The organism is Micromonospora sp. CNZ297 (assembly GCF_007827625.1).
Window position 1 is genome coordinate 80,908 of record NZ_VISU01000014.1, and the last position, 15,431, is coordinate 96,338.

Genomic DNA, 15,431 nt, shown 5'->3' on the forward strand with positions numbered 1-15,431 from the left:
ATGCCCCGAGAGCATCTCACGTCCCTGCCCGGAACCCGTTGGCACGTATGGCGTTCCGCGTTGCTCCGGTCGGCCGGTTTTCCGGCCGACGGGATGAGCCGGTTCGCCGCTCCGGCGCTCGCGGAGGCGGCCGACCGGCACCTGCGCGGGGACGGCGACGCCGCGGAGTTCGCTGCGGCGTTCGACGCCGCCGCGGCCGACCTCGGGCAGGCGGTCTACGACATCGCCTGCGACGACGCCTTCCGTACGGCGCTGACCTGGCAGAACCCGGCGGTCCTGCTCGCCGTCGACGCGATCCGGCGCGACGGCCCGCACGCCCCGCGCAATCTGCGCCGGCGGCACCGGGAGGAGGTCGTCGCGAAGTACTGGCAGCGGTACTGCCTGAAGAACGACACGGTGGGCTTCTTCGGCCCGATCTGCTGGACCGAGCTGGGCGGCAGCGGTCCGGTCGCGACGGTGCGTCCCGGCGCGGCGCTGACGCGTACCCGGAAGGTGTTCCTGGAGCGGTGGGGCCTGGACGCGCTCGCGGAGGCCTTCGCCCGGGTGCCCGGCGTGCGGGACTGGCTGCCGGTGCGGCTCGCCCCGCACCTGAGCCTGCGCGACCGTGTGCTGCGGCATCCGCACCATCCACCGCAGACGCTTCCGGCGGCGACCGCCGCGCTGCTCGCGCTGGCGCGGCGCGGACCGCGCGTGGCCGACCTGGTCGCCGCGCTGCTCGCGGACCCGGCGAGCGGCTTCCGCCGGGCCGCTGACGTGCACGCGCAGCTCGACGACCTGGCCGGGCGCGGCGTGCTGCGGATCGGCTTCGACCTGCCGGTCGACCTCACCGCCGAGGACGCGTTGCGCGATCAGCTCGCCGCGATCGGCGACGACACGGTCCGCGAGCGGGTGCTCGGCGACCTCGCGACGGTGAGCGACCTGCGCGACGCGGTGGCCGCCGCCGACGGCCCGGACGCGCTGGCCGCGGCGATGTCCGCGTTGGACCGGCGGTTCGTGGAACTGACCGGCCGGGCCGCGCGGCAGCAGCCCGGCGAGGTGTACGCCGGGCGCACGCTGTGCCACCTGGAGACGGTCCGCGACCTGGACGTCCGCTTCGGTGACGCGCTGCTGGAACGGCTCGCGCCGCTGGAACCGCTGCTGCTGTCGGCGCGGTGGCTGACCGCGGCGATCGGGCAGGCGTACGCCGACGCGCTGGCCGCCCTGTACCGCGACCTCGCGGCGGAGTCGGCCACCGACGACGTGCCGGTGGCCGACCTGTGGTTCCTGGCGCAGGCGGTGGTGTTCGGGGCGGATCCGCCCGCCGCCGCCGTCACCGCCGGGTTCCTGGACCGGTGGGCGACGGTGCTCGGCCTGGCCGACGCCGACTCCGACGCCCGGGAGCTGCGGTTCGACGCCGCCGCGCTGACCGAGCGGGTCGCCGCCGCGTTCCCCGCCGACGCGCCCGGCTGGGCCGCCGCCCGCATCCACAGCCCGGACGTGCACGTGTGCGCCCCGGACGAGGCGGCGCTGCTGCGCGGGGACTTCACAGTCGTGCTCGGCGAGCTGCACGTGGCCCTGGCGGCGTTCGACACGCACTTCTTCGCGTACGGGCACCCGGACCCGCAGCGGCTGCGCGACGGGATGCGCGCCGACCTGCCCGGCGGCCGGGTCCGGCTGCTGCCGCCGGTGGACTGGCCCCGGCACACCGCCCGGATCGCGGAGTGGCTGCACGGGCCCGGCGACGCCCAGCTCGGGTTCGTCAGCGCTCCCGGCGCCGACCCGGACCGCCTCGTGCCGATCACCACCCTGACCGTGCGGCCGGACGACGACGGCACGCTGACCGCGCACGCCGACGACGGGCGGCGGTGGCCGCTGCTGGAGGTGTTCGCGCCGCTGTTCGACTACCAGGTGTTCGACACGTGGAAGCTGGCCGGCAACGCCGGGCGCACGCCGCGCGTCACAGTCGACGACCTGGTGCTGGTCCGCGAGACGTGGCGCACCACTGTGGGCGAGACCGGCCTGCACACGGTCAAGGGCGAGCGGGAACGCTACCTCGCGGTACGGCGCTGGCGGCTCGCGCTCGGCCTGCCCGAGCGGATCTTCGTGCGGGTCGACACCGAACTCAAACCCAGCTACGTGGACCTGACCAGCGGCGTCTACACCCGGCTGCTGTGCACGCTGCTGCGCGGCGCGCACACCAAGGGCGGCGACGGCGTCGGGCTCACCGTCACCGAGCTGCTGCCCGGCCCGGACGACGCCTGGCTGACCGACGGGGCCGGCCGGGCGTACGCCTCGGAACTGCGGCTACAGATCGTCGACCCGGCGCAGGCGCGGTAGCCACTCGGTGGCGTCCGCCGGCGCGTCGGGGGTCTCGGTGTCGAACAGGCGCAGCCGGCGTACGCCGTAGGCGCCGAGCGCCACCACGGCAAGGGCCAGCCCGGACACCACGAACGCGAACCCGAGTCCCCGGCCGGGGCCGGTTCCGATCAACGCGCCGACGCTGCCGGCCAGCGCGCCGCCGGGGGCGAACATCGGTTCCAGCAGCGACCCGCTCAGCGGCACCAGCACGGCGAAGCCCAGCGGCAGCGTCGCCCAGGTCAGCGTCTGGATGATCGCCAGCACCCGGCCGTGGAACCGCTGCGGCACCTTCACGTGGATGATCGACAGGTAGATGCCGTTGTGCAGGCCCAGGCCCAGGCCCACGCCGAAGCTGCCGAGCGCCACCAGCAGCAGGCTCGGGCGGACGCCGCTGAGCACCAGGCTGACCGCCACGCCGAACGCGATGGCGATCAGCGCGGGCATCCGGCGCCGGGTCGGGCCGCCCCACACGGCGATGGCGAGTCCACCGAGGACGGCACCGAGCGCCTCGGCGAACGCCACGGTGCCGACCTGGCCCATCGTGCCGAACGCGAGCACCATCGGCGGCACCAGCAGCAGGCTCGCCAGGCACAGGTTGTAGAGCGAGAAGAAGCCCAGCATGGCCCGGAAGCCCGGCTCGGCCCACGTCATCCGCGCCCCGCCGATCAGCTCGGCCAGGAACGGCTCCTTGCGACGCCGGCCGAGCAGGTCGGGGAACCGCACCGCGGCCAGCACACCGATCGCCACCACGTAGCTGACGATGTCGATGACCAGGACGCCGGCCAGGCCGATCGCGGCGAGCAGGCCCGCAGCCAGCAGCGGCACCGCGAGCGAGCTGAGCCCGACCGCGAGCTGCGCGATGCCGTTGGCGTGCCCCAGGTAGCGCTTCGGCACCACCTGCGGGATCGCGGCCAGGTAGGTGATGCGTTGGAACACCGACGCCGCGCCGAGCACGCACACGAGCGTGTAGACGGCCGCCAGTCCCAGCCGGTCGGTCCAGAGCAGCAGCGCCAGCAGCGCCTCCGCTGTCACCGCCGTCGCGCACGCGGCCAGCAGCACGCGGCGCCTGTCGAACCGGTCCGCGACCGCGCCGGCGACCGGCAGCGCCAGCAGCGCCGGCAGGTAGGCGATCACCCCGGACAGGCCGAACCACAGCATCGACCCGGTCTCCAGGTAGACCCAGACCGGCACCGCCCACTGGGTCAGCGCCGAGCCGGTCGACGAGATGAGCTGGCTGGCGGTGATGGCCAGGAACCGGCGTACGCCCGGTTGCACGCCGGTCTCGGCGGTGACCGGATCGGTGCTGGTGGCCGCCAGTGCCCAGCCGTTACCGGCGAGCTGTCGCGGCGCGGCGGACGGCTCGGCGAGCCGGGGATGGGTACGGGTGAGCACCTCGGCGAGCGCCTCGGCCCGCTGCTTGACGAAGTAGTGCCCGGCCTCGTCCAGGACCACCAGCGCTGTGGACTCGCCGAGGAAGCTCCACTCGCGGTACCGCTCCTCGTAGTACTCGGTGAGCACGTCGTGGGTACCGACGACGGAGATCACCGGTGCGGGCACCCGGACCGGCTCGCCGTCCAGCCACTCGGTGAACCGCTCCTGCGCCTCGGCGGCCTCCCGGCGTACGTGGTGCACGAACCGGTCGACCTGCGCCTGGTCCAGGTCGGCCAGTTCCGCGCCGATCGAGCGCAGGAACGTCTCGTACCGCCGGTCCGCGCCCCGGGAGTCGGCCCAGTCGACGAGCCGGCCGAGCATGTTGTCCGGCCGGGCGGTCGGGAACACGCCACCGGCGTAGATCGCCTCGATCGGGCGTCCCCGCTCGTGCAGCCGCCGGGCGATGCCGGTCAGCAGCGCGCCGCCGACGCAGTGGCCGTACAGGACCAGCGGGCCGTCCACCCGCTCCTGGATCTCGGTCACGCACCGCTCGACCAGCTCGTCGAAGGGCAGCTCGGTGTCGCGGACGCCGACGTCGTGGCCGGGGATCGCCACGGAGAACAGCGTGTGCCCGGCCGGCAGCGCGTCCGCGAGCGGCTGGTAGATGCTGGCGAGCCCGCCGCCGTACGGCACGCACACGTACGAGCGCACCCGCTGGGCCGCCGGGACCGGCCGGGTCAGCTCGTACAGCAGCGGACGCTGCCGTTCCTGGTCCGCCGGGGCGTCGATCAGCGCGGCCAGCCCCTGCACCGTCGGGTGCGCGAACACGTCCATCACGCCGACGTCGACCTGCCCGTACGCCTCGCGCAGCAGCGCCAGCATCCGGATCGCCAGCAGCGAGTGACCGCCCAGCTCGAAGAAGTCGTCGTCCAGGCCGACCTCGGGCACGCCCAGTACGTCGCGCCAGGTGGCGGCGACGGTCTGCTCGACCGGGGTCACCGGGGGACGGCGCTGCGCGGGGGCGACGCCGGACGAGGGTGCGGGCAGCGCGGCGGTGTCGAGTTTGCCGTTCGCGGACAGCGGCAGCGCGTCGAGCGTGACGAACGCCGACGGCACCATGTACTCGGGCAACCGCCGCTTCAGCGCCGCCCGCAGCTCCGCCGGGTCCGGGGCCTCCCCCGTCAGGTACGCCACGAGACGCTGCTCGGCGGGCGTGGCGCCGCGGACGACGATGGCGGCGGAGCCGACGCCCGGCTGTTCGCGCAGCACCGCGGCGATCTCCCCCAGCTCGATCCGCAGGCCCCGCAGTTTCACCTGGTCGTCGATGCGGCCGAGGAACTCCAGCGTCCCGTCGGTACGCCAGCGTGCCAGGTCGCCGGTGGCGTACAGCCGGCCGCCGGGCTCACCGAACGGGTCGGGGACGAACGAGGCGGCGGTGAGTCCGGGGCGGTTCAGGTAGCCGCGGGCCACCTGCACGCCGCCGAGGTGCAGCTGCCCGGCCACGCCGGCCGGCACCGGCCGCATCGCCTCGTCGAGCACGTAGGTGCGGACGTTGCGGATCGGCCCGCCGATCGGCACCCGGGTCACGCCGGTCAGCGCTTCGGGCGTGGCCGCCCAGGCGGTGACGTCGATCGCCGCCTCGGTGGGTCCGTACAGGTTGTGCAGCGCCGCCGACGGGATCGCGGCCACGGCGCGGCGGGCCAGGTCGGCGGGCAGTTCCTCGCCGCTGCACACGATCCGCCGCAGCGACCCGCAGCGGGCCGGGTCGCCCGGGCCGGCGGTGGACAGGAACGCGTCGAGCATCGACGGCACGAAGTGGACCGTGGTGATCCGCTCCCGTTCGATCAGCTCCCGCAGGTACGCCGGGTCGCGGTGCCCGCCCGGCGCGGCCAGCACCAGCCGCGCGCCCACGAGCAGCGGCCAGAACACCTCCCACACCGACACGTCGAACCCGATCGGCGTCTTGTGCAGTACCGCGTCGTCCGGTCCGAGCCCGAAGGCGTCCTGCATCCAGTCGAGCCGGTTGACGATCGCGGCGTGCTCGTTGACCACGCCCTTCGGCCGCCCGGTGGAGCCCGACGTGTAGATCACGTACGCCGCGTTCCCCGGTCCGGCGGCAGTGCCCCCGGCGGTGCGCGGCCGGTCCGGCGCGGTCAGCGGCAGCACTGTGCCCGGGACGGTCAACCCGTCGGGCAGCTCGTCGGCCAGCAGCACCCCGGCGCCGGCGTCGGCGAGCATGAAGGCCAGCCGCTGCGGCGGGTGGTCCGGGTCCAGCGGCAGGTACGCCGCACCGGCCCGGTGGATGCCGAGCAGCCCGGCGATCAGGCGGCGGGAGCGGGGCTCGTGGATCGCGACCACCGACTCCGGTCCCACGCCGTGCGCGACCAGCCGTCGCGCCACCTGCTCGGCGGCGTCGGACAGTTGCGCGTACGTCATCCGGGTGTCGCCGTCGACCAGCGCGACCGCGTCCGGCGTACGGCGGGCCTGGGCGTCGAACAGCTCCGCCAGCGTGGTCCGGCGCACCGGGGCGGCGGTGGCGTTCCAGCCGGTCACGACCGCCGCGTGCTCGGCGTCCGGCATGACCGGCAGCGCGCTGACCCGGGTCCGGGGCGCGGCCACGGCGGCGGCGAACAGCAGCAGGTAGCGGTCCGCGAACGCCTCCATCGCGGCGCGCTCGAACAGCGCGGTGCGGTACTCCAGCCGCAGCTCGTCCCCGGCGATCTCCAGCGACAGGTCGTCCATGGCGCCGCCGAACGCCTCACCCCGGCCGGTAGGCAGGTGGTGGAACGTGAGCTGGTAGAGCGGCGGCACGCCCGGGTCGCGTCGTACCGCCAGCTCCTCGACGAGCTTCTGGAACGGCATGTCCTGGTGGTCCCAGGCGTCGAGCACGACCCGGCGGACCCGGCGCACGAGCGTCAGGAACGGTGGGTCGCCCGACACGTCGACGCGCAGCACCAGCATGTTCATGAACATGCCGAGCAGCGGTTCCAGCTCGGCCCGGTCGCGGCCGGCCACCGGCATGCCGACCACCACGTCGTCGCTTCCGGACAGCCGGTGCAGCAGCGCCACGTAGGCGGCCAGCTGCACCATGAACGGGGTCGCGGCGGCCTGCTGGGACAGCTCCGGCAGCGCCGCCGTCACGGGCCCGGGCAGCGTCCGGCGGACGTCGGCGCCGTCGAACGTGAGCGTCGCCGGGCGCGGCCGGTCGGTGGTCAGCGCGTGCACGGCGGGCAGGCCGGTCAGCGCCTCCCGCCAGTGGTCGCGCAGCTCGTCCCACCGGGGGCCGTCGAGGCGGTCGCGTTCCCAGGCCGCGTAGTCGGCGTACTGGATCGGCAGCTCGGGCAGGTCCGGCGCGCGGCCCGCGACGGCGGCGGCGCACAGCTCGGTCAGCTCGGCGCGCAGGTGCAGCAGGGACGTGCCGTCGAGGATGACGTGGTGCCCGGCGAACAGCAGCCACCAGGTGTCCGGGTCGAGCCGCAGCAGCCGGGCCCGCCACAGCGGGGCCGCGTCCATCGGCAGGTCGAGGCGGGCGTACTCGGCGACGATCCGGGCGCGGGCGGCGTCCCGCTCCGGCCCGGGCAGCGCGGACAGGTCGGTGACCGGCAACTCCACCGGGACCGTGGGGTGGATGTCCTGGTAGAGCCGTCCGTCGTGCAGGCGCAGCGTGGTGCGCATGGCCTCGTGCCGGTCGGTGACCGTCCGCAGCGCGGCGAGCGCCTGCTCCGGCCCGGTGCCCGTCGGCAGGGTGACCGCGTCGGTCATCGTGAACAGCGGTTGCCCGGGGCTGAGCTGGGCGGTGAACCAGACCCGCTCCTGGGCGTACGAGGCGGGAACGGTGTAGACGTCGTCCACCGGCGTGACGTCGTGGCGTGACTCGGTCATCCCGGCCGTACCGGTCGGCGCAGGCGCGGGATGGGCGCCTCGGCCGGTGGGGCGGCGCGCAGCGACTCGATCCGGGCGGCCATCGCCGCGACGGTGGGCGCGTCGAACAGCACCCGCATGGACAGCCGGGCGCCCACCGCCTGCCGGATGCGCAGCACCAGCTGCGCGGCCACGAGCGAGGTGCCGCCGAGCCGGAAGAAGTCGTCGTGCGGGCCGACCTCGGTCACGCCCAGCACGTCACGCCAGATCCGGGCGACGGTGTCCTGCAGGTCGCCGTCGGCGGCGGTCACCGTCGAGGCGGTGGCCGCCGTGGTCGCGGCGAGCCGCCGCTCGTGCCCGGCGACCGCCTCCACCGTGTAGGCGCCGATCGCCACCGAGCCGGTCCGTCCCTCGGCGAGGACCCGGCAGGCCGCGCGCACCGCCGCGTCCGGGGCCAGCCCGTCGTGGTCGGGTACGCCCTCCTCCCGCCACGCGCCCCAGGCCACCGACAGCACCGGCGACCGCCAGCCGTGCGGGCTGCGCGCGTACGCGTCGAGGAACGCGTTGGCGGCCGTGTCGTCGGCGCGGCCCAGGCCGCCGGCGAGCGCGGTCACCGAGGAGCTGAGCAGCACGAAGTCGAGCGGCATATCGCCGAAGACCGCGCGCAGCGCCAGCGCGCCGGTGACCTTCGGCAGCAGTTCGGCTGTCGCCTCGGCCGGCCGCGACCCGGTGGACAGCCCGGTGTCGGGCAGCCGCGCGGCGTGCACGATGCCGTCGAGTCCGCCGAGGTCGTCCTCGATGTCGGCGCGTACCGCCCGCAGCGCGTCCACGTCTGTCACGTCGGCGCGCACGTGGCGGACCTGCGCCCCGGCCCGTTCCAGCACCTCGACCAGGTCCGGCTGGGCGGTACGGCCGACCAGCACCAGCCGGGCGCCCCGGCGGGCCAGTTCGGCGGCGAACGCCCCGCCGATCCGGCCCAGTCCGCCGGTGATCAGGTAGCGCCCGCCGTCGCGCACTGCCGGCCCGGTACGGCGGCGCGCCGGTGCCGCCGCGAACCCGCGCGTCCAGCGGCGCCCGCCCAGCCGCAGCGCGACCGCCTCGGCCCGCTCGGCGCCGAGCAGCTCGTCCGCCAGCGCGTCCGCGCCCGGCTCGGCCGGGTCGGCGTCCACCCAGTGGCAGCGCAGTCCCTGACGTTCCAGCGGCACCGAGCGCACCACCCCGGCGACTGTGGCGTGTTCGGGGCGGAGCAGGTCGGCACCGGTCACGTCGGCCGTCCCGGCGGTCACCACGTCCAGCGTCACGTCAACGGCAGGCAGCGCCTCCAGCAGGGTCAGCAGCGCGAGGTACCCGTGTTCCTGGGCCGCCGCCACGGCGTCGGCGTCCGGGCCGGCCGGGTCGCCGTCGAGCGCCCACGCGTGCACGATCCGGGCGGCCCGGCCGTCGTCGGCGCACTCGTCGAGCAGGCGCTGGTGGTCGGCGACGCTGGCCGGGCGCAGCCGGTAGCCGTCCGGGCGGACCGCGAAGGCCGGTCCGGGACGTACCACTGTGACGTCCGCGCCGCGCTCGCGCAGCCGGTCCGCGAGCGCCGTGCCGCGCTCCCCGGCGGCGAACAGCAGCAGCGGCCCGGGCGCCTCGACGGGCGCGAGGTCGGGCAGTTGGCGCCAGACCGGCACCTCGACCACGCCGTCGTCGTACCGCTCGTCGGTGGCCGGTTCGGCGGGCGCGGCCACCGGTTCCGGGTCGATCCAGTACCGGGCGCGCTGGTACGGGTAGCCGGGCAGCGGCACCCGGCGCGGCGTGCCGGAGGCGGGCAGCCGCACCGGCACCCCGGCCGACCACAGGCGACCGGCAGCCTCGTACGCGGTCTGCCTGTCGGTCAGCCGCTCCCCCGGCGCGGGCAGCGTGCGCAGCGGTGCCCGGGCCCCCGCCGGCAGGCTGAGCCGGGCCAGACCGGCGAGCTGCCGGCCGGGACCGCACTCCAGCAGCAGCCAGTCGTCGGCGGCGCCGGTCGCGGCGAGCGCGGCCACTGCGGCGCCGAACCGCACCGGCCGGCACAGCTGGTCGGCCCAGTACGCCGGGTCGGTGATCTGCTCGTCGGTGAACGGCGCGGCGGTCGCGGCCGAGAACACCGGCAGGTCCGGCGCCCGGCGCGGCACCGCCGCCACGAGCGCCGCGAACTCGTCGCGCACCGCCGCCAGCAGCGGCACGTGCATCGCGTACGGCGACCGCAGCGGCGTGCAGCCGATGCCGCGTTCGCGCAGGAGGACCTCGGCGGCGGCGACCGGTTCCGGCGCGCCGCCCAGCACGCAGGTGTGCGGGCCGTTGCTGATCGCCACCGCGACACCGTCGGGCAGCAGCGCCGCGATCTCGTCGGCGCCGCGCTGCACGGCGAGCATCCGGCCCTCCGGCGCGGCCTGCACGAGGCGGCCCCGGGCGGCGGCGAGCCGCAGCGCGTCCGGCAGGTCGAACACCCCGGCGACGGTCGCGGCGACCAGTTCGCCGACGGAGTGGCCGATCATCGCGGCGGGCGTGACACCCCAGTGCCGCCACAACGTCGCCAGCGCGTACTCGACGGCGAACAGCGCGGGCTGCGCCACCGCCGGTCCGGCCAGCCGTTCGTCCGCACCGGGTCCGGCGTCGAAGATCATCTCGTTCGCGTCCCAGCCGAGGATCGCGGCGCACTCGTCCACGGCGGCGGCGAACACCGGCTCGGTAGCGGCCAGGTGCGCGCCCATGCCGGGGTGCTGCGCGCCCTGGCCGGGCAGGAGCAGGCCCACCCGGGGCGGCGCGGCGGCGTCCCCGGTGGCGCGCCGTTTCGGGTCGGTGAGCGCCGCTGCCGCCCGGCCCCGGTCCACAGCGACGACGGCGGCCCGGTGCCGGTACTCCGGCCGGCCCTCCCGCAACGTGTACGCCACGTCGCGCAGCTCCACATCGGGCGCGCCGGTGAGCCGCTCGGCCAGCCGGGCACAGGCAGCGGCCAGCGCGTCGGGGGTCGCGGCGGACACCTGGAGCAGCTCGCCGCCGCCGTGACCCGGCTCCGGGGGTACGTGCGGCGGCGCCTCCTGGAGCACCAGGTGCGCGTTGGTGCCGCCGAGGCCGAGCGAGCTGACGCCGGCACGCAGCGGTCGCTGGTCCTCGGGCTCCCACTTGGTCAGCGTGGACACCACGTAGAACGGGCTCGCCTCGATGTCGATGTCGGGGTGCGGCCGGTCGTGGTTGCCTGTGGGCGGGATGAGCCGGTGCCGCATCGACAGCACGGTCTTGATCAGGCCGATCACGCCGCCGGCCGCGCTGAGGTGACCGATGTTGGCCTTCGTGGAACCGACCCCGCACCAGCCCCGCTCGGCGGTGCGCCGCCCGTACGCCGTGCTCAGCGCCGCCAGCTCGATCGAGTCGCCGAGGACGGTGCCGGTGCCGTGCGCCTCGACGTACCCGACCGAACGCGGGGCGACGCCGGCCACCGCGAGCGCCTGCGTGACCACCTCCACCTGACCGGTGACGCTCGGCGCGGTGAAGCTCGCCTTGGCCGAGCCGTCGTTGTTCACCGCGTTGCCGATGACCAGCGCCCTGATGTCGTCGCCGTCGGCGAGCGCGTCGGAGAGCCGCTTGAGCACGACCACGCCGACGCCGCTGCCGTAGACGGTGCCGTCGGCGTCCGCGTCGAACGGGCGGCAGTGCCCGTCGGCGGAGGTGTAGCCCTTGTCGGCGACGTACCCGACGCCGTGCGGCAGTTCCACGCACACGCCGCCGGCGAGCGCCGTGTCGCACTCGCCGCTGCGCAGCGCCTCGGCGGCCAGGTGCACCGCGACGAGCGACGACGAGCAGGCGGTCTGCACCGTCATCGCCGGGCCGCGCAGGCCGAGCCGGAACGCGACGGTGCTGGCCAGGTAGTCCGGCTTGTTGCCGAGCGACACGCGCAGCTCACCGGCGTCCGCGAGCGCCCGCGGGTTCCGCCGGACGTTCAGCCACTGGTACAGGTCTGCGTTGCCGCCCGCGTACACGCCGATCTCGCCGTCGTAGCGGGCCGGGTCGCAGCCCGCGTCGGTGAGCGCGGCGTGCGCGTGTTCCAGGAACAGCCGCTGCTGCGGGTCGGTCAGCTCCGCGTCGCGGGGGCTCATTCCGAACAGCTCCGCGTCGAACCGGTCCACGCCGTCGAGCACGGCGGCCACCGGCACGTACGCCGGATCGTCGAGCTGCTCCGCCGGGACGCCCCGGGCCAGCAGCTCCGCGTGGGTGAACCGGGTGAGCGACTCGGCGCCGACGACCAGGTTGCGCCAGAACTGCTCCGCCGACGCCGCCCCCGGCACGCGCAGGCTGAGCCCGACGATCGCGATCGGCTCCACTGTCTCGTTCACGCCATGACCTCCGGCTCGGCCGAATCGCTGATGTGCAGGCGCAGTTCGCTGACGTAGCGGCGGCCCGCGCGGTCGGGCAGCCACGCCTGCCCGAGCGCCGGCAGCAGCTCCGACACGGTCACCGCCACGTCGTCGCCGCCGGCCCGCCGGGCGGCGCGCAGCAGCAGGCAGAGCCGGTTGGCGTAGAGCGGGCTGGTCAGGTCCACGTAGGTGGGCTTGAGTTCGGTGGCCACCCGGACGAAGACCCGTTCCGGCAGGCCCAGCGTGGCCCGCCAGCGGCGTACCGCGAGGTAGCGCCGCGCCTGGTCTACGGCGTCGGCCAGGCCGGTCGCCCCGACAGTGGTGCGCCAGGTCTCCCGGGCCAGCACCAGCCGGTCGACTGTCACCCGGGGGCTGTGCGGGCGGTCGGTCATCAGCTTGAACGCGTCACCGGCGTGCACCGCGATCAGGTCGGAGAACACCTCGACCAGCGGCCAGCGCGTGCCGTCCGGGCCGGTCGCCACCAGGACCCCGTCCACCTCGGACACGATCGCCGCGTTCGCCGGCACGAGCCGGTCGCGCGGCGCGCCGGGCGCGTCGGCGAACGCGAGCCGGTGGTCGTCCGGCCCGTGCAGGGACGCGGACAACCGTCCGCCCACGCGGGGGAAGTCGACCGGGTAGAGCGGACGCAGCCGTCCGGGGCCCAGGTCGGCCGCGTACGCGCGCCGCAGCCGGTCCACGTCGGGGTGACAGTGGGTGAACAGCTCGGCGTTGAACGTGGCGTACGCGGCGTGCAGCTCGCCGAGCACCGCCCCGAACTCGCCGGCGGCCAGCGCCTCGGGTGACTCGGCGAACAGTTGCAGGTCGGGGCTGTGTACCCGGCCCGCGCTCCAGCCGGGGCGGGTCGCCGGGAAGCGGTCGGCCACCAGGGGCGCCAGCTCGGCCGCGCCGAACTCCACCCGGGCCGTTCCCTCGGGCAGTCCGGCCAGTCCGAGCACCCGTTCCCAGCGGGCGGCGAACTCGGCCGCGACCCGGTCCACGGGCCGGTCGCCGGGCCCGAACAGCGGCCCCTGCGCGACGAACCACAGGTCGCCGAGCCGGACCGGTCCGTCGCCGCCGAGGTCGTCGTACAGGTCGCGCAGCGCGTCGCCGTACGCGGTGGCCAGTTCGGCGGTGAGCCAGCGTGCCGCCCGCAGCGGCAGGTCCAGCGCCGGGGCCAGGGAGTCGAGCAGGCCGCCGCCGACCGTGAGGTCCACGTCGCGTGCGGTCTCCTCGTGGCACAGCGCCCGCCCGGCGTAGTTCTGCCCGGCCCGGCGGCGCGGCGGCAGCCCGGTGAGCGCGGTGAACTCGGCGTCCAGCGCGGACAGCGCGCCGGTGAGCGCGGCCGGGTCACCGGCGGCGTCGGCGACCCGGGTCCGGGCGGCGGCCAGCCGGTCCAGCCCGTCCAGCGCCCGCGTGCGGCACTCCCGGTCACCGATCGCCGCGATCCGCTCCCGCAGGTGGCCCTGCGCGGCGAAGCCCTGCGGCAGGTCGAAGTCCCAGCGCAGCAGCCCTCGCTCGACGAGCTGCGCGAGCAGCAGGAACCCCTCCTCGGCGCGGCGTACGCCGGTCTGCCCGTCACGCACGAGGTCGTCGACGACGTCCCGGGCCGGGCGGGCGCCGTCGCACCGGCACAGCGCGATCGACTCGCTCAGCGACACCGGTTCCGGGCGCTGGGCGGGCCGGTGCACGACCCGGCCCTCCAGGTGGACGTGCGGCGCCCGGACCGGTGCCAGCCACTGCCGGACCTGCGGGTCGGCGGCCAGCCGGTCCGCGTACGCGGCGAGCGCCCAGTGTTCGAGGTGGACGGCGCGGTGACGGAGCAGCCCGGGGCCGGGCACGGCGGTGACACCGGGCGCACCCGGTGCCACGGCGCCCCAGCACACCGGCCCGAAGAAGCCGATGGTCTCGCACTTGGCGACGTAGCGCTGCCAGTACCCGGCGACGACGTTCTCCCGGCCCCGGCGGCGGACGTTGCGGGGTGCGTCCGGTCCGTCGCGGAGCAGCCCGTCCAGCGCCACCAGCGCCTCCGGGTTCTGCCAGGCGACGGCCTCGCGGAACAGCGGGTCGGCGGCGATCCCGCACAGCGCCGCCGACGACGCCCGGACGGCGGTGGCGTACGCGGCCGTGAACGCCGTCTCATCCAGGTCACCGTTCAGGTGCCGGTCGGCGGCCTCGGCGCAGTCCGGCGCGGCGAACCGGTCCAGTCCGTCGGCGGGGAACCCGGCGCTGCGCAGCAGCACGTCCCGCCACACCGACCAGCCGGTGTCGCCGAGGGGGACCAGGTACGTCACCGCGGCTCCTCCTCCACCACCGGGCGGCGCTGGACCCGCTGGCGGCGCAGCGCGCCCCGGCGTGCCGCCCGTTCCACCGCCTCGTCCTCGGCGTCCTCGCCGGACGACGCCGCACCGAGGCTGTCCAGGTGCGCGGCGAGCGCGCGGACGGTCGGGTGGTGGAACAGGTCCACGACCCGCAGGTTCGTGCCGAGCAGCCGGTTGAGCTGCCGTTGCACGACCGCGACCGCGAGCGAGCCGCCGCCGACGTCGAAGAAGCTGTCAGTCGCGGCCACCTCCGGTACGCCGAGCACGTCGCACCAGACCGCGGCGATCCGCCGCTCGGTGGCGGTGGCCGGGCGGGCGGCGGGCACCCCGGCGCGGCCTCCGGTCCGGTTCACCCGGGCGGCCCGGGGCACGCCGTCGGCCGTTCCGGCCGGGACGGCCGTCCAGGCGGGCAGCTCGGCCACCGGCCGCTCCGGGTCGGCGGCGCCGGCCCGCAGCAACCGCTCGACGTCGGCGAGCACGTCGCTGATCAGCGTCTCGCCGTAGACGTCCGGGTTGAAGACGATCTCCACGCGCAGCCGCCCGTCCCGGGTGATGCCGTAGAGCGTGAGGTCGAACGGTGAGCCGGGCGCGGGCACCGGCACCGGTTCGGCGGCCGGCCCGGCCAGGTCCAGCCGGGGCTCGTCGAACGTGTACATGTTGAACAGCACCTGCACCAGTGGGCTGCGGTCGAGCAGGCCGCCCAGCCCGAGGCCGCCGACGATGCGTTCGACAGGTGCCTCCGGGTGGGCGAGCGCGGCGAGCAGTTCCTCCCAGGCGGCGCGGACGTGCGCGGCGAACCCGGCCCCGGGCGTCTGCCGCAGCCGCAGCGGCGCGATCTCGATGAAGAAGCCGACCATCGCCTCGAAGTCGGCGGCGCGCCGGTCCACAGTGGGGGTGCCCACCACCAGGTCGGGTAGGCCGGTGCGCCGGGCCAGCACCAGCGCGAACGCGGCGAGCACGGCGGCGGCGGGGGTCGCACCGAGCCCGGCGGCGAGGTCGGTGAGCGCGGCGGTGGCGGCCCGGTCCAGCCGGGTACGCACCGTCGCGCTGGTGTACGTCTGTTCGGCCGGCCGGTCCCGTCCCCCGGGGAGTCGCAGCACCACAGGCGCCCCGGTCAGGTGGTCCAGCCACCAGTCCAGGTCGGCGGCGGCGCGGCGCCGGGCACGGT

Annotated in this window: 5 protein-coding genes (1 of these 5 running past the window's edge); 1 reads left to right on the plus strand and 4 read right to left on the minus strand. The window is 75.9% G+C overall.

Going from position 1 to position 15,431, the window contains the following annotated elements:
* A complete protein-coding gene (locus FB454_RS22920) occupies positions 1 to 2,316 on the plus strand; it encodes a lantibiotic dehydratase (protein ID WP_145823451.1) in 2,316 nt (771 codons plus the stop codon).
* On the opposite strand, the gene FB454_RS22925 is transcribed toward FB454_RS22920, so the two are convergent.
* The 4 genes in view from FB454_RS22925 to FB454_RS22940 are tightly spaced (each overlapping or abutting the next) and all read right to left on the minus strand, a layout consistent with a single transcriptional unit that may run on beyond the window.
* Positions 2,284 to 7,590: a non-ribosomal peptide synthetase/MFS transporter gene (locus FB454_RS22925; RefSeq protein ID WP_145823452.1), complete on the minus strand. Its 5,307-nt coding sequence runs from the start codon at positions 7,588 to 7,590 to the stop codon at positions 2,284 to 2,286. The two genes, FB454_RS22920 and FB454_RS22925, sit on opposite strands and share 33 nt — an antisense overlap.
* Positions 7,587 to 11,924, minus strand: coding sequence for a type I polyketide synthase (locus FB454_RS22930; protein ID WP_145823453.1), 4,338 nt, complete (start codon positions 11,922 to 11,924; stop codon positions 7,587 to 7,589). Before FB454_RS22930 ends, FB454_RS22925 begins: the two co-directional genes overlap by 4 nt.
* Positions 11,921 to 14,236, minus strand: a complete 2,316-nt coding sequence (locus tag FB454_RS22935; protein ID WP_145823454.1) for a lantibiotic dehydratase — start codon at positions 14,234 to 14,236, stop codon at positions 11,921 to 11,923. The genes FB454_RS22930 and FB454_RS22935 overlap by 4 nt, the downstream gene beginning before the upstream one ends.
* Positions 14,233 to 15,431: the 3' end of a non-ribosomal peptide synthetase gene (locus tag FB454_RS22940; RefSeq protein ID WP_071095483.1), read on the minus strand. 2,314 nt of this gene lie beyond the right edge of the window; only the last 1,199 of its 3,513 coding nucleotides appear in the window; its start codon lies off the right edge, out of view — the gene reads right to left on this strand; its stop codon occupies positions 14,233 to 14,235. The genes FB454_RS22935 and FB454_RS22940 overlap by 4 nt, the downstream gene beginning before the upstream one ends.